Raw genomic sequence first — 21,630 nt, forward strand, 5'->3', positions numbered from 1 at the left:
TAACCGAAACAATCGCTTTTTGCATATATTATTGCCCATGATATTGCTATAATTTCATGAGAAACACTTGTTAATTAAGCGACATAAAATAAACCTAAAGTTATTCGGCTATTAGTCGATATCCTCGTCATGAGGGTTGTTTTATTGTCACCAACCTTAGTTACAACTCATATTTTAAATGGTTTTATAAGTTGATAGAGGTAATAACCTTGAAGATCGATCATACAGTTACAACAGCCTCCGGCCTCAAAATTAATGAGAGCAAGGGTCAGCAAAATCGGGTAAGCAGTACACCTGCGCCTTCCTCCAAACCCGCTGCCGACAGTGTTAGCATCACATCGCTGTCATCCCAGCTACAGGCTTTGGAAAGCAGTTTGTCTGCTGTTAGCGTAGTAGATACCGCCAGGGTAAATGCCATTAAGCAAGCAATTACCGAAGGGCGTTTCAAAATCAATCCTGAAGTGGTTGCAGACAAACTGCTTAATTCTGTTAAAGATCTGGTTTTTAACCAGAAGGTATAATTTTGGCAACAAGCGGCAATATCAGCACCACTTCTCAATTAGTCGCCAACATCAAGGCAGAAATTGAGAATTTTGCTGCATTTTGCGAAATTCTCAAAACAGAACAGGAAGTGTTAAATAATAACGAAATTGATCAACTACTCTCAATTTCAAAGCTAAAATCAGAAAAAGTTGTGCTTTTATCCCAGCTTGCAGAAATTCGTAATCGATTTCTTGCCGGACAAAATTTACTCCCCGATCAGAATGGAATGGAAATTCTCATTAAAATGGGAAATTTACCTGATCCGGATGGTGATATATCCAAATATTGGGGGAAGCTAATTGAGTTAGCAAAAAAAGCACAGCAGTTGAATGAAACAAATGGCATCATGATTGAGACAAAACTTAGTCATAATCAGCAAGCTCTGACAGCACTACAATCTGCAGCAAACCAAGCCACGCTATATGGGCCTGATGGTAAAACGCATTCCACAGGGACTGGCCGCCCGTTAGGCAAGGGTTAATCTTTAGATCAGCATACCCTGTTCAGGCTAATTACTGAGTACCGAGTGGAATTTCAGTTACCCCTTCCTGAACATCCGAAAGAATCATCACTGTCACTCTCCGATTTCTGGACCGCCCTTCAGCTGTATCATTGGTATCAACTGGCTTGTTTTCACCATAACCAATCGCCACTAATCTTTCGGGCGAAACACCACTGGCAGTAAAAACGCGTACAACGCTACTGGAACGAGCGGATGACAATTCCCAATTCGATGGATACTGGGGTGTACTGATTGGAGAATTATCACTATAGCCCTCTACCTGAATATTATTATTTACCCCGGCCAGAACATGCCCAACTGCGGTTAATGCATTGGTAGAGTCAGGCTCCAGCAAGGCCATCCCTGACTCAAAAAGAAGACTAGCGTTAATCTCAATTGCCACACCGCGACTACTCTGCGTCACTCTCACCTTCCCCCCTTTCACTAAGGGTTCCAGAACCTTCAGGATATCCTTTGCAATGCTTTTCATTTTAGCTTCTTGCTGTTTGCGTTTCTGGTCCTGCACCGGCGTTCTCTTGATGGGTAAAACTTGCGACGGCTGATTTCTTTTTGCAGCACCACTTTGCGTACCTGTTGGAACAGGCATATCTGCTCGCGATTGTGTTTTAAACGCATTCACGAGGGAATCGCTCAACACACGATACTTACCTTCATTGACTTGGGAAATAGAATACATGACCACAAAGAATGCAAACAGCAACGTGATAAAGTCGGCATAGGAAACCAGCCAACGTTCATGATTTTCATGTTCTTCCTGTTTATGTTTGCGCGCCATAACGCCGGCTCCAGGCAGTCTGTTCTGAAACGCTCACTACTATTTGTAGAATAGGCAGCTTCAAGCAGCTAAACCCAATATCCCCGAAGTTTGGTTTCTATCATGCGAGGATTCTCGCCATTGGAAATAGAGACCAAACCATCAATTAACATCGATTTCATCATGACTTCATGGGAAACCAATGATTTCAGTTTATTTGCTATTGGTAAAAAAAACAGATTAGCTGAACCCACGCCATAAATAGTCGCTACAAAAGCTACAGCAATACCGCCACCCAGCTTGGATGGATCTGAAAGATTTTCCATCACATGTATCAAGCCCATCACGGCGCCCAAAATACCGATGGTCGGCGCATACCCCCCTGCGGCCTCCCAAATTTTCGCCGCTGCGCGATAGTGTTCTTCATAGGCATCTATTTCAAGCTCCATGGACTCACGAAGCGTTCCCGGTTCTGCTCCATCCACCAGCATTTGCAAGCCTTTCCGAATAAATGGTTCATCTACCGATTCAATCATGGGTTCAAGTGCCAACAAGCCACCCTTACGAGAAACGTTGCTCCATTGGACAATCTGATCAATTAAAACCTGAGGCTCTTTTTCAGGGGGACGAAAAACCCATTTCAGCATTTTCAACCCGAGAAAAAACACTGGCATCGAACTCTGCAACATGACCGCACCAATCGTGCCGCCCATCACTATGATAAAAGCAGTAAACTGGACAAGCGAGTGAACGTTTCCACCTTCCAGCAACTGCCCACCCAGAATGGCTACAAAAGAGATGACAATACCGAAGATACTAACCCGATCCATCAGCAATTCCCTGCTTTGTATTGTAAGTTAAATAAACGGGTAGGCAAGCTTAGGCATCCTCTGGCATTATTCATTTTCAACATATCAGGGAAAAAGTTCAGCAACCATTCAAGCAAGGTTTTTGGGGCATAAGTGAGCTATAACGACACACTTTCCATTTTCTTTACAGCGTGGATTAATCGCGCCATTCTTTTAGACGGCCTCTGAGCCTGGCAACAGCCTGGCTATGTAACTGGCAAACCCTGGATTCACTGACACCCAATACCTCGCCAATTTCCTTTAGGTTTAACTCCTGATCATAATACAAGCCCATTACCAGTTTTTCGCGTTCAGGCAGATTTTCAATACTTTCTGTCAAAACATGGCGAAAACGGTCATCTTCCATGATTTCCAGGGGGTTTGGCGCACCGCCTTCAGCATAGCTTTCAAAAAAATCGCCATCTTCAGACCCTTGAAAATCTTCATAATGCAGCAGTTGATAGCCCCGGGCATCCTGCAACATATCCTGATACTCTGCCAGCGGCACATCAATTTCTTGTGCCAGTTCTTCTTCATTTGGTTGCCGGCCAAGACGTTGTTGCAATTTATTGATCGCCGTTTCAATCGTACGCAATTTTTTACGCATAGTGCGCGGCAACCAGTCAGCCTGCCTTAATTCATCCAGCATGGAACCTCTGACGCGTTGCACTGCATAGGTTTCAAACTGTGCGCCACGATCACCATCATAATTTTCGACGGCTTCCAGAAGACCGATCAATCCAACCTGAATCAGATCATCTACGTGCACACTGGCCGGCAATCTTGCCATAAGATGATAGGCAACGCGTTTCACCATTGGTGCGAATTCAGCAACTATCTGTGTTTTATCAAAACCTGATGCGATTTCACTCATAACAATCTCATGTCATGCGGGTATTATGTAAATTACCGGTAATACGGCTACTTTGAATGAGGCGTTGCATAAATACATCCAGGCGCCCATTGTCCGCTGTTGGGTAAGGCCACTGCTCCAGCATTTCGGTCAATTGCCGGAATGCAACCGCTGATGGTGCCGAAGGAAAAGCATCCACCACGGGCCGATGCATACGGGATGATTGTTTCAGTTTATCATCAAGCGGAACATAGCCCATATAATCGAGAGAAACATCCAGAAAACGACCGGCAGCCTGTGCCATATTATCAAATATTGCCTGTGCTGCTTCAGCTGAAACCGTATTAATCAGAATACGAAATTTTTGTTTCGCATAATCTTGGCTCAATACTTTAATCAATGCATAGGCATCCGTAATAGAGGCAGGTTGATTAGAAACCACAACTACCACTTCTTGCGCTGCCAGACTGAGTGAAAGTACATTACGCTCAATGCCTGCTACTGCATCCATTAATACCACATCTACCGGTTGTGGAAGTTGACGAAAAGACTCTACTAGTCTTTCCCCACTTCCTGCATCCAATTCTGCCAGTGCTTTGACACCCTGCGCAGCTGGCACAATGCCTATTCCTTCTGGACCACGCAGAATAATCTGCTCCATGGTTTTTTCACGACGCAATACATGCAGCAAATCATATTGTGGCTCCAGGCCTAACAAGCGAGACAGGTTTGTCTTTCCCGCATTTTCGTCCAGAACCAATACATTTCTACCCCGTCTGGCAAGCGAAACGGCAAGATTCAGCACTATGCCCGTTTTCCCCACTCCGTTACGACCACTGGCGATGGTAACAATCCGCGCTACGTCCTGAGCAAGCAGGCGCCTTAAACCTTCTGCCTGATCATGTAACGTGTCATCCACGGTATGCTCCCTCACCTGATTTTCCTGTATCGCGAGCAAAACCTGGCTTTTCTTCTGTTGCATTCGCCCCACCAGCCATAACCAGAGGGCAATCGAGCTCATTCATGGAAAAAGGAGAATCGTCTTTACCCGCTTTAAGTGCACGATCAATAAGATAAAGCGGATTAGCAAGATGTAGATCCTCCGGTACACGCTGGCCATTTGTCACAAAGTGCAGGGTTAGCTTATGACGCGTTACTACATCCAGAGCACTACCAAGGCTAAGTGCTTCATCCACCTTGGTTAAAATACATCCAGCCATCCCTTCACCCTGATAGGCACGCACGACGTCTTCCAGAGTATTACCTTGAGAAGTAGCACTCACAAGCAACAAACGTTTTACATCGCGCCCTTTACCGCACAATAAAGAAATTTGCTGAGCCAGCCTGCGATCACGTTGACTCATACCAACCGTGTCGATCAATACCAGATGACGATTTTGCAAGTCAGCTAGAGTCAGCTGCAAATCGGCTTCGTCTTTAACGGCATAGACTGGGACACCAAGAATACGCCCGTATATGCGCAACTGGTCATGGGCGCCAATCCGATAGCTGTCTGTCGTAATCAAAGCAAGGCTATTCGGCCCATGTCTCAGGGTGCAACGCGCTGCCAGCTTGGCCACTGTCGTGGTTTTCCCTACTCCAGTAGGCCCTACCAAGGCATAAATACCCCCTTTTTCTATAATGTCCTGCCCTGACCCAACCGCATGCAGATTATGTACCAGAGCAGTCTTTATCCATTTCAGCCCTTTATCAAAATCATAACCAGCGGGCATATTATCGAGCAACTGCCGGGAAAGCGTCGGGCTGAATCCGACTGTCAGCATCTGGCGCAGGATTTCAACTTTGGCCGGTTCGCGTCTTTGCAAATCTGACCACGCCAACCCGGCTAACTGACCTTCCAGCATCCCTCGCAGAAAACGGATTTCCTTCACTATTTCGGAATTGACTTCCTGATTCTTATCTGCCGCTGGTGTTGCAGGCGAAGGGGTAGGTTCAGGTGCCGGCTGTTGGTTGGAAACAGGGGCACGGGCAGGAGTTGGAGAAACCGTCGGTCGAATGTGCTCTGCAAATATCTCATGTTGAACACTTTGTGGCGCAGGGTTCAGTGGCATCTGAATGCCGGAAGCAGGAGATGCCATGCCGGGATGGTTGGACAGTGACGCCACATCCATATCAGCAACCGCCATGATTTCCACGCCCCCCCCAACCTGACGATTAGAGAGAATAATTGCGTTTGGCCCTAATGCATCCCGCACCTGCCGCAAAGCTTCCCGAGTAGTACTGGCGTGAAACTTTTTAATCATTAAGCCCTGCCCCCGATAACGGCGGTCACTCTAATCGACTTGGTTTCGGGTACTTCGGCATGAGAAATTACTTTTAACTGGGGAATAGAACGTCGAAGGAAACGGGATAATAGTGTTCTTAATGGAGCAGGCACCAGCAATACCGCTGGCAATCCAAGTTGTTCCTGACGCTGCACCGTCACATCTGCCTGCTGCAGAAGATTCTCGGCCAAGCCCGGTTCGAGTCCGGCACCCTCCACTCCCTTGGTTTGGGTCGCTTGCATCAGAATATTTTCTAGCGTGGGCTCCAGCGTTATCACCTGCAATTCGTTTACACCTGGATAAATTTGATGAATGATAGCACGACCAAGCCTGGTGCGTACCGCTGCCGTCAATTCCTCTGCATCTTGTGTACGCGGACCATATTCAGCCATCACATCGATTATGGAACGCATATCGCGTATATGCACCCCTTCATCCATCAGATTCTGCAATACTTTCTGCAATACGCCCAGCGGCACAACCTTGGGAACCACCTCTTCCACCAATTTTGGAAACTCTTTGGAAAGATGATCCAGCAACTGCTGCGTTTCTTCCCTGCCCAGCAATTCAGCAGCATGGCTCTGAATCAGGTTGCTCAGGTGTGTCGCTACTACTGTACTTGCATCCACTACAGTATACCCAAAAGTTTGCGCCTGTTCACGCAAACCGGCCTCTATCCAAACCGCTTCAAGGCCAAATGTCGGATCTTTAGTGACAGTGCCTGGCAATGCACCCAGTACTCGGCCTGGGTTAATAGCCAGAAACATGCCGCCATACGCCTCGCCTTGACCCACTTCAACGCCTTTAAGGGTAATACGATAAGCATTGGGGCGTAGCTCCAGATTATCTCGGATATGCACTGCTGGCACCAGAAAACCCATCTCTTGCGCGAATTTTTTACGAATACCCCTGATCCTGCGCAACAATTCACCATCCTGTGTCTTGTCTACCAAGGGAATAAGGCGATAACCTACTTCAAGTCCTAACACATCTACAGGCAACACATCATCCCAACTGACTTCAATGGGCTCCGTGCTGGATGGGGGCACCATAACGGGTGTTTCTTCTACAACTTCCACCTGCCTGTCGAGCATATAAGCTGAGCCACTCAAAATTGCCGCGATCAAGAAAAAGGCAAAGTGCGGCATACCGGGAATCAAACCCATCATGAACAAAATAGCGGCTGTTACATACAGCACCTGAGACTTTTTGAATAATTGACCTAACAATTGCTGACTCAGATCTTCATCAGTCGCCACTCGACTGACAACCAAACCAGCCGCGGTAGAAATTATCAACGCGGGAATTTGTGCTACCAGACCATCACCAATTGCCAAAAGTGTATAGTTGGTTAAGGCGGTGTTTATATCCAGGTCATGTTGAAAAATACCGACTGCCAAACCACCCACAATATTAATCAAGAGAATCATGATGCCGGCAATCGCGTCACCACGAACAAACTTGCTCGCACCATCCATGGAACCAAAGAAGTCTGCTTCCTGAGAAATTTCTGAGCGCCTTTTTCTGGCTTCATCTTCAGCAATCAGGCCGGCATTAAGATCGGCATCAATCGCCATCTGTTTGCCCGGCATGGCATCCAAAGTGAAACGCGCGCTCACTTCAGCAATACGGCCGGCACCTTTGGTGATCACGACAAAGTTAATGACGACCAAAATAATAAATACCACCAGACCGACGGTATAATTCCCGCCCACCAGAAAGTGTCCAAATGCCTCAATAACTTTTCCTGCGGCATCCGGCCCGGTGTGCCCTTCCAACAACACAACACGAGTGGATGCAACGTTAAGAGAAAGTCTCAATAACGTGGTGACCAGCAACACTGTGGGAAATACAGAAAACTCCAGGGGCTTTTTGGTGTACAGACTGACCAACAGCACTATCATTGCCATCGCAATGTTGAAAGTAAACAGCAAATCCAGCAAAAATGGGGGGAGCGGCAGTATCATCATTGCGAGAATCATGATGATGAGAACCGGCCCTGCCAGCTTGGTCAGATTCATTCTGCCAAGAACTGATTGATCTTCAACTCTCGCATTCATTCTTCAGTTCCCGGATCAAGGTTTTCCGGAACAGGCAAATCACCTGGCGCTTGAGGGATTGCACCTCCACGCGTATCGTATTGACGAAGCTGGTAAATATAGGCCAGCACTTCTGCAACAGCCGTATACAATTCAGAAGGAATTTCTTCACCCATTTCGGCATGTCGATATAATGCACGCGCCAAAGGTGGTGTGCGCAAGATAGGAATCCGATTTTCTTTACCCAGTTCAATAATCCTTTCGGCTAAAAGATGCGCACCTTTTGCGACCACCTGTGGCGCACTCATAGCCTTATCTTGATAACGCAATGCAACAGCATAATGTGTCGGGTTAGTAACAATTACATCCGCCTTCGGCACTTCTGACATCATGCGTCTACGCGCCATTTCACGCTGCATGCTGCGAATTCTTGCTTTGAGCTGAGGATCACCCTCAGATTCCTTGGCTTCCTTGCGTACTTCCTCCTTGGTCATTTTCAGTTTTTTACTGTGTTCCCAAAGCTGGAAGGGCACATCTATCGCCACGATCAAAATCATCGATCCGGAAACAAAGAGCAGTGTATTGCCCATTAAGCGAATGACCTGCCCCATCCCTTCGTCCAACGGAATAGTCAGCAAACTTAACATAACATCGACATTGTGCCAGATAAACCATGCTCCCACTCCCCCTATCAATGCAGATTTAGCAACAGCCTTCGCGAGTTCAACCAGACTGTGCGAAGAAAACATCCGCGCCATCCCTTTGAAGAGATTGAGACGTTTAATATCAGGCGTCAGTGCCTGGAATGAAAACATCCAGCCTGAAAGCATAATAGAAGAGGCCACTGCTGCAACTGCCATCAGTAATAAAAAAGGGAGAAATGCAATCAATATTTCTTGTGAAGCCTGATGCAGCCGGGTTAACATCAGCGTAGTATTAAAAATATCTTCTCGGCTCAATGTAAGTCCATGGCGCATTACTGCAGAAAGACGATCTATCAGAGTTGGCCCCATGAGTATCAGCCCACCGGCAGAAGCCAGCAAACCAGCGAAAGTAGTTAACTCACGCGACCGTGCTATCTGACCCTTTTCACGTGCTTCTTCAATTCGTCGGGGCGACGCAGGTTCTGTTTTTTCTAAGTCGCTATCTTCAGCCATTCCCACCTCTTTGGTGCGGCTAGTTTACCATGCCAGGAGGCAGTGAAAAACTAAGTTTTAACGCAATTCATGCACCCTGGTTTTCTGACAGACATACCCAAATAAAAAGGGCGCCCATTGCGGAGCGCCCTTTTCTGAAATCACCTGAAGAAACAATCTATTCTGCCTCATCAATCCAGGCTAACTGAATCGCTTCCAGAATTTTCTCGTTAGATTTATTGGGATCATCATCAAAACCATCCAACTCTGTTACCCATCGATGCAAATCTGTAAAACGAACATATTGCGGATCTACATCGGTATGCTTTTCACTTAATTCAATGGCAATATCCAGCGTATCAACCCATTTCATGGAATTACTCCTTAATGGCCTTCTTTTACCATATTAATCGTATATTTAGGGATTTCAATCACTAAATCCTGTCCATCCACAATTGTCTGGCAACTCAGACGGGAATTAGGCTCCAGACCCCACGCTTTATCCAGCAGATCATCTTCCTTTTCGTCAGAAGGATTTAAAGATTCCAATCCTTCCCGGACAATCACATGGCACGTTGTACAAGCGCAGGATTTCTCACATGCATGCTCAATATCCACCCCATTAGCCAATAATGTGTCACAAATGGTTTCACCTTTTTTGGCTTCAATTACAGTTCCTTCCGGACATAATTCCTCGTGGGGCAATACAATCAATTGTGGCATAAATAAACTCTGTTTTAGTTTTAAATAATCAAAATAATTTGTTCGCGTGGCAGCAGTATCCCGCCGCCAGATCAGGAGTTGGCAATCTCTTCAATTTTCTGGCCTGCCAGCGCTTTTTTGACGCTTTGATCCATACGCCGTCCAGCAAAGTCAGTTGTAACATGATTAAGCGCCTCAGCAGCCTGCTTAATAGCCTGATGATTATCACCGTCAAGTACTGCACGTAGTTTATCCAAAGCTTCCAATATGGTAGTGCGCTCTTCTTCATTCAGCAGAGTATCACCATCTTCAGCCAAAGCATTTGCAGTTGCTTCCACCAGTGAACGCCCTTCTACCTGCTGTTCGCGCAATGCACGGGAATGCACATCATCTTTTGCATACACATAGGAATCCTTGAGCATACGCGTAATTTCATCATCAGTCAGACCGTAGGACGGTTTCACGGTAATGGCAGATTCTACGCCAGAACTTTGTTCCTTGGCAGAAACGCTTAGCAAACCATCTGCATCCACCTGAAAAGTCACCCGGATTTTTGCAGAACCAGCCACCATAGGAGGGATGCCGCGTAATTCAAACTTGGCCAAGGACCGGCAATCACTTACCAACTCTCGCTCACCCTGCACCACATGAAAACTCATTGCGGTCTGACCATCTTTATAGGTCGTAAATTCCTGGGCACGCGCCGTAGGAATTGTGGAGTTTCGAGGAATCACCTTTTCCGCTAATCCGCCCATGGTTTCAAGGCCCAAAGATAAGGGAATCACATCCAGCAGAAGCCAATCATCATCAGCACGATTACCTGCCAGCACATTCGCTTGAATAGCTGCACCCAAAGCAACCACTTTATCCGGGTCCAGATTATTAAGTGGTTCCTGCCTGAAAAATTCGGCAACAGCTTGCTGAATTCGTGGCATACGCGTTGAACCGCCCACCATCACTACACCCTTGATATCATCGACGGACAGGTCTGCATCTCTCAGCGCCTTACGGGTCGGAATCAAGGTTTTATTCACCAGACTCTGCGTCATTTCCGTAAAATGATCCGTAGTCAACACCAAATCAATAGTTTCACCTGTCGACAACACCGCTGTTATCCGTGTTTCAGAATAGTCCGTCAGACCTTCCTTGGCTTCGCGTGCTTTGGTCAACAACAGTCGCGTATCGTGCGCATTCAAGGCAGACAGTTTGGCTTCTGCCAGAATCCAGCAATAGATGCGATGATCAAAATCATCGCCACCCAGTGCAGAATCGCCATTTGTAGCCAACACTTCAAACACGCCACGGGAAAGCTTTAAAATGGAGATATCAAAGGTACCGCCCCCCAGATCAAATACGGCGTACACACCTTCAGCCGAATTATCCAGGCCATAGGCAACAGCTGCGGCAGTCGGCTCATTCAATAAGCGAAGTACATTCAAACCCGCCAGCCTGGCAGCATCTTTCGTTGCCTGACGTTGGGCATCATCAAAATAGGCAGGCACTGTAATCACGGCACCAACCAACTCCCCACCTAGCGCTTTTTCAGCACGTTCGCGCATTACTTTCAGTATCTCGGCAGACACTTCTACTGGACTTTTCACGCCAGCAATCGTCTTGAGTTGCACCATACCTGGCGCATCTACAAAACCGTAAGGCATATCACTCACATCCGGCAGATCTTTTAATCCGCGCCCCATGAAACGCTTCGCAGAGACGATTGTATTATGTGGATCTTCGCTCTGCTTGGCTTGTGCGGGGCAACCGACGTCCACATGACCATCCGCAAAATACCGTACTACGGAAGGTAATAGTGGACGACCTTTCTCATCGTTGATAACGACACTGATACCATTCCGAACAGTCGCAACCAGCGAGTTGGTCGTGCCAAGGTCTATCCCGATCGCCAGCCGATGCTGGTGTGGGGCCGTGCTCATGCCAGGTTCAGCTATTTGCAATAATGCCATTATGAATCCATTGTTTCGTATGCGTCATTGATCTCAGAAATCAGTTTTTCCAGAAAGCGCAGCTTACGCACATTTTGCGCTGCACCCGGGTAATCTGCCTCTACATCCAGCTGTTTCTCAAGTACGCCATGCAGAGATTTTATTTCCGCTTTTAAACTACTTTCGGTTTGTTCCAGAGCATTTATATCATGCGCCATTTTGGCGTCCATAACCGCTTCACGCAACTCCATCTGCTCCATTAGAAACGCAGCAGGCATAGCCGTATTGGTTTCTTCCTGAGTGTCTACCTGATGGAGATTAAGTAAATAACGTGCACGATTAATAGGTTTTTTCAGGGTCTGGTACGCTTCATTGGTCAGCGTTGCCCATTGCATGGATAGCCGGCGTTCAGCATCGCCCAAATGGGCAAATTTATCCGGATGTACTTGACTCTGTATATCTCGATAAATTTGATCCAACTGGTTGAGATCAAGCTTGAATGCTGGCTGGAAGCCAAAAAGCTCAAAAAAGTTTTTATTGAAATCGTACTTCATTGTGCAGTTAGCCGTTCCGGGTATTGCAGTACAACTAGCTAAACCCGGAACCTGATGATTGAAAGGTTAAACGTTGAAGCTTTCGCCACAACCACATGCATCTTTTACATTGGGGTTATTGAACTTGAATCCCTCGTTCAGTCCTTCGCGCACAAAGTCCAGCTCCGTGCCTTCAAGATAAATGAGACTTTTCGGGTCAACCAGAACAGTTACGCCATAGCTCTCAAAATGCAAATCATCATCATTTGCCTCATCAGCAAACTCTAATTTATAAGCCATGCCCGAACAGCCCGATGTACGAACGCCCAAACGCAGCCCAGCACCTTTACCACGCTTGGCAATAAAGTTTTTCACATGGGTTGCTGCGCTTTCAGTCAATGTCACTGCCATAACAATGCCTCTTTATGGATTTCAATAAATAAAGGGTTAGCTCGCAGCTGCCTGCTCGGACTCTGCTGAACCATGTTTGGTTTTATAGTCGGAAACAGCGGCTTTAATCGCATCTTCCGCTAAAATAGAACAGTGAATCTTTACCGGTGGCAACGCCAGTTCTTCAGCGATCTGGGTGTTTTTAATCTCCATGGCCTGGTCCAGAGTTTTCCCCTTGACCCATTCGGTTACCAAAGAGCTGGATGCAATAGCCGAACCGCAGCCATAGGTTTTGAACTTGGCATCTTCAATAATGCCGTCCTTGTTCACTTTGATCTGCAACTTCATCACGTCACCACAAGCTGGCGCGCCGACCATGCCAGTACCAACACTGTCGTCACCTTTTTCAAAAGCACCCACGTTGCGGGGATTTTCGTAATGATCCAATACTTTTTCGCTGTATGCCATGATGTTACTCCTTACAAGTTATCTGGTTTTACTACGTAAACTTTTAATTAGTGAGCTGCCCACTGCACGGTATTCAAATCAATACCTTCTTTAAACATATCCCAAAGCGGCGACAGTTCGCGCAATTTTGCGATTTTATCCTTTAACAGCTGAATAGCGTAATCTACATCTTCAACAGTCGTAAAACGTCCAATGGTAAAACGAATGGAGCTATGCGCCAATTCATCATTACGGCCCAGCGCTTTCAATACATATGAAGGTTCAAGGCTCGCTGAGGTACAAGCTGACCCACTGGAAACAGCCAAATCCTTGATCGCCATGATCAGGGACTCGCCCTCGACAAAATTAAAGCTGATGTTCAGGTTGTGAGGGACGCGATGTTCCATATCGCCATTCACATACACCTCTTCCATGTCTTTCAAACCGTTATATAATCTGTCGCGCAGCATACGAATACGTTCATTTTCTGTCGCCATTTCTTCGCGGGCAATACGGAAAGCCTCACCCATACCAACAATCTGGTGAGGAGCAAGCGTACCGGAGCGCATACCTCTTTCGTGACCACCACCATGCATTTGCGCTTCAAGGCGAATACGTGGCTTGCGACGCACAAACAAAGCACCAATTCCTTTTGGTCCGTAGGTTTTATGAGCAGAAAAAGACATCAGGTCTACTTTCAGCTTTTGCAAATCAATGGCTACTTTTCCAGTGGACTGAGCTGCATCAACGTGGAAAATGATGCCTTTTTCACGGCATATTTCACCGATAGCCGCGATATCCTGAATCACACCGATTTCGTTGTTAACATGCATAATGGAAACAAGCACAGTATCAGGGCGAATTGCAGCCTTGAGTTTTTCAATGTCCAGCAAACCATTTGGTTGTGGATCGAGGTAGGTCACTTCATACCCTTCGCGTTCTAATTCGCGCATGGTATCAATGACAGCCTTATGCTCTGTTTTCATGGTGATCAAATGCTTGCCTTTACCCTTGTAAAAATGAGCAGCACCTTTGATAGCAAGGTTATTGGATTCGGTTGCACCAGATGTCCAGATGATTTCCTTTGGATCGGCATTGACCAGCTTGGCCACTTCGTCACGTGCATTCTCAACTGCTTTTTCAGCAGTCCAGCCAAATACGTGGGAACGACTTGCAGGATTACCGAAATCTTCCGTCAGGTACTTCATCATCAATGTTGCAACACGTGGATCAACGGGTGTTGTCGCCGAATAATCCATGTAAATTGGTAACTTAACCATAACCTTCTCCGCTTATAACTTATTTGCCAATAACGATACTAAACTGCAATCGCAGATAATTTTCTCAAACGCGCCAATACGGTTTCCAATGCCACTACAAATCCATCAATTTGCGCATCTGCAGTGTCTTTTCCAAGGCTGACCCTTAAAGCGCCACGCGCCAAGTCACGCTCAACCTGCATAGCCATCAGCACTGAACTGGGTTCTGTGCTTCCGCTGGAACAGGCAGATCCGCTCGCCACCGCATATCCAGTACGGTCCAACTCCATTACCAACGTTTCGCCATCAATGCCGGGAAACGCAAAATAACTGGTATTCTGCACCCGATTAGTTGCCTGACCAAATATCACTGCACCTAACCCAGCTAACCCATTCTCAAGTTTTTCGCGCATTGCGAACAAAATGCCGGATGAACCAGCCAACCTTTTTTGAGCTAGCTCGCAAGCCACTCCAAAACCCACAATCGCTGATACATTTTCAGTACCTGCTCTTAATCCTTTTTCATGCCCACCCCCTGAGATCAGGGGTTTCAACTCAAGTCGCTTATCTACCACCAGCGCTGCGGCACCTTTTGGGCCGTATATTTTATGAGCTGACAGCGTCATCGCATGGACATTCAACGATGCAAAATTTACATTAATCTTTCCTAACGCCTGCACTGCATCGGTATGCATCCATGCACCCTGTTTGCGTGCCAGCTCAGCTATTGCTGATACATTCTGTATGACACCCGTTTCGTTATTCACTAACATTGTTGAGACCAATCCGGTTGGTGTCTGCAATGCCAGCTCTGCATCACTTAAATCCAGTAAACCATGACCATCAGATGCAATTTTTCGCAAACTCCAGCCCATACATGCTAACTCTTGCGCTGGTTTCATCACACTGGGATGTTCAACTGAGCCTACAACCAACTGGGAAGGTTTGAGATACGCAGATGCGCCCTTCAACATAAAATTATTGGCTTCAGTCCCACCGCTGGTAAATATCACCTGAGAAGGGTGCGCTCCAACAGCATTAGCTACTTGCTCACGCGCCTCTTCTACTGCCTTTCGCGCATTTCGCCCATATTCATGACGACTGGAGGCATTTCCGAAATGTTGCCTGAAATATGGCAGCATTGCTTCAAAAACTTTTTCGTCTAGTGGCGTTGTGGCATTGTGATCTAGATAAGCCAGCATACTGCAACTATGCTACAAGCAATCCTTCAGCTTTACCGATATGACCACCGCGCCCATCATTTGCAACAGCGACACCTTCGACATTCTGACTTTCAACCAGATGCGAGAGTTTTACCGATGTAAGATAGTCAAAAATGCGCGCATTCAGATTCATCCAAAGATCATGGGTCATGCATTGCTGTTCATCATCGCGACAGTTGCCACGCCCGCCACATTGCGTTGCATCGATCGGTTCATCGACAGCGCGAATAATATCGGCAACGGATACTTCATCCATACTCTTGGCCAGACAGTAACCTCCACCTGGGCCACGAACACTATCAACCAGTGCATGGCGACGCAGCTTGCCAAATAATTGCTCTAAATAGGATAATGATATTTTTTGGCGGTCACTGATACCTGCCAAGGTCACCGGGCCTTGGCCGTGACGCATACCCAAGTCAATCATCGCTGTTACCGCAAAACGGCCTTTCGTTGTCAATCGCATTTTTAACCCGTCCCAGATGAAACGTAACGTTAATATTCGAGATTGATAATATAATACCCGATTGTTTTAGTCAACAATTTTATTCAGGTATTTCGGATCAAATTTATCAGCGGATTCCGGCTCCGGTTCAATCTGAATCCCCATCTTCTCCAACTGTTCCAGAATCAATTCTAGACGATGATCTGTCGTCACGCTGTGGTCTATCAAACCATGCACCGCTTTAACAATGGGATCATTCATGTCTTCACTAATGGCATAAGCGGAAAACCCCAATTTTTCAGCTTTGGCAGCCCGCGCCTTGTCTTGATCGCCATCCAGAATACGTGCTGGTATGCCTACTGCTGTGGCACCGGCAGGCACATCTTTTACAACAACCGCATTAGACCCGATTTTAGCACCATCACCAATCATGATTGGCCCAAGTATCTTTGCGCCAGCTCCCACCACAACACCCTTGCCAAGTGTAGGATGGCGCTTACCTTTATTCCAGGAAGTGCCGCCCAGCGTTACTCCGTGATACAAGGTACTGTCATCACCAATCTCCGCAGTTTCTCCAATCACAACACCCATACCATGATCGATGAACACCCTACTCCCAATAGTTGCTCCGGGATGGATTTCAATGCCAGTCAGCCAGCGACCTATATATGAGATAAAACGTGCCAGCCACTTCAGGTTCCATCTCCACAACCTGTTAGTCAACCGATGAATCAGGACGGCATGAATCCCGGGATAAGTTGTAATGATCTCCCAAGTAGACCTGGCTGCCGGATCGCGATCGAAAACAACCGAAATGTCGCCCCTGATTTTCTTAAACATGCATTATATTCCAGACATTTTTTAAAAGTATGTAATACCATACTAAATTAGTCAACTTTTTGCGTTGCTGACAATATTCCCCGCAGTATATTGACTTCTTCCTTCTCGAGCTGCGCTCTTACAAATAATCTGCGCATACGTTGCATCAATCGTTTCGGCTCGTTCGGGTCAAGAAATCCGGTTTCAACCATTACCTGCTCAAGATGATTATAAAATCGTTCAACATCTTCAAATTGAGCCAATTCTCTTGATTTGGCTTCGACCAGCCCTGTTTCTGGCAACGTCATACGCAATTCATAAGTCAATATTTGTACAGCCGCTGCTAAATTCAATGAAGAATATTCAGGATTAGACGGAATAGTGACCAGCATTTGGCACTTATTGACCTCTTCATTCGTCAACCCGGACATTTCAGTGCCAAAAACGAGCGCAATCTTACAGTTAACAGCATTTTCAAGAATTTGTGGCGCTGCTTGTCTTGTCGTAAACACAGCATGAGACAAATCCCGGTGGCGAGCTGTCACCGCTACCGCCAATGTCGTGCCCTCCAACGCTTCATCCAGCGAAGTGCATACAACTGCATTGACAAGCAAATCATCCGCACCTGCAGACATCGCATTTGCGTGTCCATCAGGAAAATGTTTGGGATTTATTAAATATAATGAATTAAATCCCATGGTCTTCATTGCCCTCGCAGCCGCGCCAATATTGCCTGGATGACTGGTATGACTCAACACAATTCGGATATTATCTAAAATGCCGGGTTTATTCATTTACGGAATACCATTAAAATACGCAAATTCGTTCCTTAATATTTCAAACTGAAGGGTTTACATGCACCCAATGCTCACCATAGCGGTGAAAGCCGCCCGTCGCGCCGGAAGTATCATCAACCGGGCTTCGCTTGATATTGACTTGCTCACAATCAAGCACAAAAACAATAATGACTATGTCAGCGAGGTCGATGATGCGGCTGAACAGGCTATCATTGAAATTCTGCTTGATGCCTACCCAAATCATGCGATTTTAGCAGAAGAAAGCGGACATCAGGGGGATTCAGAATATCAATGGATCATCGACCCTTTAGATGGAACCACCAATTTTTTACATGGTTTTCAACAATATGCAGTGTCCATTGCCTTGCTTCACAAGGGGGTTCTATCTCAGGCTGTCATCTATGACCCTTCCAGAAACGACCTTTTCACGGCATCCAAAGGGAAAGGCGCCTATCTTAATGACCGCCGTATCCGGGTCAGCAAACGCTCTTTCATCAAAGATGCGCTGATAGGAACAGGCTTTCCTTATCGTGATTTTGACCATTTGGATACTTACATGGCCATGCTGCGCGATATGCTGCAGAAAACCTCAGGTGTCCGCCGCCCAGGATCTGCAGCTCTGGATCTGGCTTATACAGCAGCAGGACGCCTCGACGGCTTTTGGGAAATTGGCCTCAAACCGTGGGACATCGCGGCAGGATGTTTATTAGTTCAAGAAGCTGGCGGATTGGTAGGTGATTTTCAAGGCAATGAATCCTATATTGAAAGCGGCAATATTGTGGCAGGCAATCCAAAAGTATTTGCACAGTTATTGCAAATACTTGCGCCACATTTGACTGAAAACTTGAAATAGCCAAAGATCTACTTAACAAATAACAGGTAGTGAGTCAGGTAGCCACTTTGCGCCTGACTCAGCATTACCAGCTAACATAGCGCAGCCCTGCGCTTTATTATTTTCAAGTGGTAAATACTCAAAAATGACTGTCACCCATACCCCCATGATGCAGCAGTACCACCGCATCAAGTCGGAACATCCTGATATGCTTTTGTTTTATCGAATGGGTGACTTTTACGAGTTATTTTTTGAAGATGCCGAAGAAGCTTCCCGCCTGCTGGATATCACCCTGACAACCCGAGGTTCTTCAGCCGGCACACCGATTAAAATGGCAGGCGTTCCCTACCATGCCGCCGAGCAATACCTTGCCAAACTGGTAAAACTGGGAAGATCGGTGGCTGTGTGTGAACAAGTCGGTGACCCGGCAACCAGCAAAGGCCCGGTAGAACGCCAGGTTGCTCGCATCATCACCCCCGGCACGCTGACAGACAGTGCGCTAATGGAGGACAAACGCGACAACATTCTGCTCGCGATTGCTCCTTCCGGAGAAAAAATAGGACTGGCCTGGCTCAATATTGCGAGCGGCGCATTCAGCGGCACAGAAATTACCGAAACACAGCTTAGCAGCGAATTGGAACGCCTGAATCCTGCAGAAATCCTGATCCCAGAGGATTTTAAGCATATTGCGCTAAGCAACACGAAATGCGCATTGAAAAAATTACCGCCATGGCACTTTGACTACGAAACAGCTAATCAACGGCTTTGTCGGCAGTTTTCCACCTTGAGTCTGGAAGGGTTCGGTTGTGAAAATAAGCAGAATGCCGTGCAGGCCGCCGGTGCATTACTTGAATATTCATTGCACACACAAAGAGCCACTCTGCCTCACATCACCGCCTTTTCAGTTGAAAACACCAATATTTATGTTTCAATGGATGCCGCTACCCGACGCAACCTTGAAATCAGCGAGACCCTTCGTGGCGAAGCCTCTCCCACCCTCCTGTCTTTGCTGGATACAACAGCCAGCAGTATGGGTAGCCGATTACTGCGACACTGGTTGCACCATCCCTTGCGCGATAGGGAGATTATTGCCAACCGCCACAATACCATTCTTGCTTTACAAAGCGGAACCGATAGCCCCCCCTATCAAAACATTCACGATACATTGCGGCATTGCGTCGATATCGAGCGGATAACTGCGCGTATCGCACTAAGAACAGCACGCCCCAGAGATTTATCAGGCCTGCGCGACAGCCTGAAAATTTTGCCTTCACTGATCCACATTCTCGCCAGCCTTGATACACCGCGAATCAGGGACTTAAAAGCACTGCTTTCCCCACAGAATGAACTACTGGAATTACTTACGCGAGCAATTCAGGCAGATCCCAGCGTTGTGCTCCGTGAAGGAGGAGTGATTGCAGATAACTACGATACCGAACTCGATGAATTACGGGCAATTCAAACCAACTGCGGTGCGTTTTTACTCGAACTGGAAGCCCGGGAAAAAGAACGCAGCGGTATCACAACACTCAAGGTGGAATACAATCGGGTTCACGGTTTTTATATCGAAGTTTCCAGAGCGCAGAGTGATAAGGTTCCGGATGATTATCGACGCAGACAGACGCTAAAAAATGTAGAGCGTTACATCACTCCCGAATTAAAGTCCTTCGAAGATAAGGCGTTATCCGCTTCAGACCGTGCACTGACTCGGGAAAAGTTACTGTACGAAGCTCTGATTGATAGTTTGCAACCCCACATTCATGGCCTGCAAATCATTGCGACAGCCGTTTCGGAAATAGACGTGCTGGCAACACTGGCAGAACGGGCCATCAAACTGAATCTGACCGCGCCAGAATTTACATCAGAACCAAAGCTGGAAATTATTAATGGGCGCCACCCAGTCGTAGAGAGGCAAATCGATCATTTTATTGCCAACGACACGCTGCTATCCAGATCGCGCCAGATGCTGCTGATTACCGGCCCCAACATGGGCGGCAAATCAACCTATATGCGACAAACTGCATTAATTGTCCTGCTCGCCCATTGCGGCTGCTTCGTCCCCGCAAACAGCGCAACCATTGGCCCGATTGATCAGATTTTTACCCGTATCGGCGCATCTGATGATCTGGCAGGGGGGCGTTCAACCTTTATGGTAGAAATGACGGAAACCGCAAATATCCTGCACAATGCGACGGAAAACAGCCTGGTATTGCTGGACGAAATTGGACGCGGAACGTCTACATTTGATGGATTAGCGCTTGCCTATGCATGCGCACGCAGTCTGACTGAAAAAAACCGCTCATACGCCCTGTTTGCCACACATTATTTTGAACTGACCAGACTTGCGCAAGAATTAAAGCAAGCTGTGAATGTGCATCTGGATGCGGTTGAGCACAAGGATCACATTGTATTTTTGCACAGTGTTGCCGACGGCCCTGCCAGCCAGAGTTATGGATTACAAGTTGCCGCGCTAGCAGGCGTACCCGGGAACGTTATTCAAATGGCAAAAAAACACTTGGTGCTACTGGAGCAACAAAGCATCAATTCAGGCATGCAAGGCGATTTATTTTCTGCAGTTCCTGCACAGGAGCCTGAACCTGAGCACAATCCGGTACTTGAAAAACTACGTGAAACAGAACCCGATGAATTAAGCCCTAAAGCAGCTTTGGAATTGATCTATATCTTAAAAAAAATGGCAGAACCATCCTAAACAGACCGGATTCCCAAACCACAGTGCAACTCACCGTCAATCTGAAAATCCCGCCAATTTAATAATTAGTGTTGATGCCCGTGTGCACCATGCACATGGCCGTGATCAATTTCTTCACCACTTGCAGCACGTACTTCCTGAATTGTGCAATTGAAGACTAAAGTCTGCCCTGCCAACGGATGATTGCCATCGACGATCACTTTGTCTTCAGCCATATCTGTTATGGTGTAGATCAGAATTTCTTCCGAACCTTCCGGTGCACCTTCAAACTGCATGCCTACTTCAGCATTTTCCGGAAACTGGTTACGTGGCTCGACACGCACCAGATTTTCATCATACTCTCCGAAAGCATTATCTGGCTCGAGCATCACTTCACAGCTATCCCCGGCTTTTTTTCCATCCAGACTATCTTCAACAACTGGAAAAATACCATCATAACCTCCATGTAAATAAGTCACGGGCTGGTCACTCTTTTCCAGAATTTTACCTTCTTTATCTTTCAATTCGTAATTGATTGTTACTACTGTATCTTTTGCAATTTGCATGAAT

The 21,630-nt window shown here is 46.7% G+C and carries 23 protein-coding genes; 4 read left to right on the forward strand and 19 right to left on the reverse strand.

Translation table 11 applies throughout. The features are described from left to right. Positions 1 to 209: 209 nt before the first annotated feature. Positions 210 to 521 carry a flagellar biosynthesis anti-sigma factor FlgM gene (gene flgM, locus EDC63_RS03495; RefSeq protein WP_165922897.1) on the forward strand — a complete coding sequence of 104 codons (312 nt, stop codon included), beginning with the start codon at positions 210 to 212 and terminating at the stop codon, positions 519 to 521. Positions 522 to 523: 2 nt separating this feature from the next. After that, positions 524 to 1,024, forward strand: a complete 501-nt coding sequence (locus EDC63_RS03500) for a flagella synthesis protein FlgN (RefSeq protein WP_165922898.1) — start codon at positions 524 to 526, stop codon at positions 1,022 to 1,024. Between the two features lie 31 nt (positions 1,025 to 1,055). On the opposite strand, the gene motD is transcribed toward EDC63_RS03500, so the two are convergent. The 18 genes from motD to EDC63_RS03590 all read right to left on the reverse strand — a co-directional run bounded on the left by motD (position 1,056) and on the right by EDC63_RS03590 (position 17,536). After that, the gene (gene motD / locus EDC63_RS03505) at positions 1,056 to 1,841 is read right to left on the reverse strand and encodes a flagellar motor protein MotD (protein WP_124947371.1); all 786 of its coding nucleotides are present in this window, start codon (positions 1,839 to 1,841) and stop codon (positions 1,056 to 1,058) included. Between the two features lie 68 nt (positions 1,842 to 1,909). Beyond that, the gene (locus EDC63_RS03510; protein ID WP_124947370.1) at positions 1,910 to 2,650 is read right to left on the reverse strand and encodes a flagellar motor protein; all 741 of its coding nucleotides are present in this window, start codon (positions 2,648 to 2,650) and stop codon (positions 1,910 to 1,912) included. Between the two features lie 175 nt (positions 2,651 to 2,825). Then, complete coding sequence (locus tag EDC63_RS03515) at positions 2,826 to 3,542, reverse strand: RNA polymerase sigma factor FliA (RefSeq protein WP_124947369.1); 717 nt, start codon at positions 3,540 to 3,542, stop codon at positions 2,826 to 2,828. A 7-nt stretch (positions 3,543 to 3,549) separates the two neighbouring features. Further along, entirely contained in the window at positions 3,550 to 4,503 is a 954-nt protein-coding gene (locus EDC63_RS03520; protein WP_165922899.1) for a MinD/ParA family protein, read from the reverse strand. Beyond that, complete coding sequence (gene flhF, locus EDC63_RS03525) at positions 4,433 to 5,785, reverse strand: flagellar biosynthesis protein FlhF (protein ID WP_124947367.1); 1,353 nt, start codon at positions 5,783 to 5,785, stop codon at positions 4,433 to 4,435. The genes EDC63_RS03520 and flhF overlap by 71 nt, the downstream gene beginning before the upstream one ends. Further along, a complete protein-coding gene (gene flhA / locus EDC63_RS03530) occupies positions 5,785 to 7,866 on the reverse strand; it encodes a flagellar biosynthesis protein FlhA (protein ID WP_124947366.1) in 2,082 nt (693 codons plus the stop codon). Before flhA ends, flhF begins: the two co-directional genes overlap by 1 nt. Continuing rightward, complete coding sequence (flhB, locus tag EDC63_RS03535; RefSeq protein WP_124947365.1) at positions 7,863 to 9,002, reverse strand: flagellar biosynthesis protein FlhB; 1,140 nt, start codon at positions 9,000 to 9,002, stop codon at positions 7,863 to 7,865. Before flhB ends, flhA begins: the two co-directional genes overlap by 4 nt. A gap of 157 nt (positions 9,003 to 9,159) precedes the next feature. Next, on the reverse strand, positions 9,160 to 9,354 hold the full coding sequence (gene iscX, locus EDC63_RS03540) for a Fe-S cluster assembly protein IscX (protein ID WP_124947364.1): 195 nt from the start codon (positions 9,352 to 9,354) through the stop codon (positions 9,160 to 9,162). Between the two features lie 11 nt (positions 9,355 to 9,365). Beyond that, the gene (fdx, locus tag EDC63_RS03545) at positions 9,366 to 9,704 is read right to left on the reverse strand and encodes an ISC system 2Fe-2S type ferredoxin (protein WP_124947363.1); all 339 of its coding nucleotides are present in this window, start codon (positions 9,702 to 9,704) and stop codon (positions 9,366 to 9,368) included. 71 nt (positions 9,705 to 9,775) lie between these two features. Further along, complete coding sequence (gene hscA, locus EDC63_RS03550) at positions 9,776 to 11,647, reverse strand: Fe-S protein assembly chaperone HscA (protein ID WP_124947362.1); 1,872 nt, start codon at positions 11,645 to 11,647, stop codon at positions 9,776 to 9,778. Beyond that, on the reverse strand, positions 11,647 to 12,180 hold the full coding sequence (hscB, locus tag EDC63_RS03555; protein ID WP_124947361.1) for a Fe-S protein assembly co-chaperone HscB: 534 nt from the start codon (positions 12,178 to 12,180) through the stop codon (positions 11,647 to 11,649). Before hscB ends, hscA begins: the two co-directional genes overlap by 1 nt. Positions 12,181 to 12,246: 66 nt before the next feature. Next, positions 12,247 to 12,570 carry an iron-sulfur cluster assembly protein IscA gene (gene iscA, locus EDC63_RS03560; protein ID WP_124947360.1) on the reverse strand — a complete coding sequence of 108 codons (324 nt, stop codon included), beginning with the start codon at positions 12,568 to 12,570 and terminating at the stop codon, positions 12,247 to 12,249. 36 nt (positions 12,571 to 12,606) lie between these two features. After that, complete coding sequence (gene iscU, locus EDC63_RS03565; RefSeq protein ID WP_124947359.1) at positions 12,607 to 13,017, reverse strand: Fe-S cluster assembly scaffold IscU; 411 nt, start codon at positions 13,015 to 13,017, stop codon at positions 12,607 to 12,609. Positions 13,018 to 13,064: 47 nt separating this feature from the next. Then, entirely contained in the window at positions 13,065 to 14,276 is a 1,212-nt protein-coding gene (locus tag EDC63_RS03570; protein WP_124947358.1) for an IscS subfamily cysteine desulfurase, read from the reverse strand. A 38-nt stretch (positions 14,277 to 14,314) separates the two neighbouring features. Continuing rightward, entirely contained in the window at positions 14,315 to 15,457 is a 1,143-nt protein-coding gene (locus EDC63_RS03575) for a cysteine desulfurase family protein (RefSeq protein WP_124947357.1), read from the reverse strand. A gap of 7 nt (positions 15,458 to 15,464) precedes the next feature. After that, the gene (locus tag EDC63_RS03580; protein WP_124947356.1) at positions 15,465 to 15,944 is read right to left on the reverse strand and encodes a Fe-S cluster assembly transcription factor; all 480 of its coding nucleotides are present in this window, start codon (positions 15,942 to 15,944) and stop codon (positions 15,465 to 15,467) included. Between the two features lie 66 nt (positions 15,945 to 16,010). After that, positions 16,011 to 16,763, reverse strand: a complete 753-nt coding sequence (gene cysE / locus EDC63_RS03585; RefSeq protein WP_124947355.1) for a serine O-acetyltransferase — start codon at positions 16,761 to 16,763, stop codon at positions 16,011 to 16,013. 47 nt (positions 16,764 to 16,810) lie between these two features. Beyond that, complete coding sequence (locus EDC63_RS03590; protein ID WP_124947354.1) at positions 16,811 to 17,536, reverse strand: RNA methyltransferase; 726 nt, start codon at positions 17,534 to 17,536, stop codon at positions 16,811 to 16,813. Positions 17,537 to 17,597: 61 nt separating this feature from the next. On the opposite strand from EDC63_RS03590, the gene EDC63_RS03595 reads away from it, so the two are divergent. Together EDC63_RS03595 and mutS are read left to right on the forward strand one after the other, a co-directional pair. Then, positions 17,598 to 18,392, forward strand: coding sequence for an inositol monophosphatase family protein (locus EDC63_RS03595; protein ID WP_124947353.1), 795 nt, complete (start codon positions 17,598 to 17,600; stop codon positions 18,390 to 18,392). Between the two features lie 124 nt (positions 18,393 to 18,516). Continuing rightward, a complete protein-coding gene (mutS, locus tag EDC63_RS03600; protein WP_223248380.1) occupies positions 18,517 to 21,081 on the forward strand; it encodes a DNA mismatch repair protein MutS in 2,565 nt (854 codons plus the stop codon). A gap of 65 nt (positions 21,082 to 21,146) precedes the next feature. Here the strand turns inward: mutS and EDC63_RS03605 are convergent, their stop codons facing one another. Then, a complete protein-coding gene (locus EDC63_RS03605; RefSeq protein WP_124947352.1) occupies positions 21,147 to 21,626 on the reverse strand; it encodes an FKBP-type peptidyl-prolyl cis-trans isomerase in 480 nt (159 codons plus the stop codon). Between the last annotated feature and the right edge of the window lie 4 nt (positions 21,627 to 21,630).

It is taken from the genome of Sulfurirhabdus autotrophica (genome assembly GCF_004346685.1).
In the GTDB taxonomy this organism is placed as follows: domain Bacteria; phylum Pseudomonadota; class Gammaproteobacteria; order Burkholderiales; family SMCO01; genus Sulfurirhabdus; species Sulfurirhabdus autotrophica.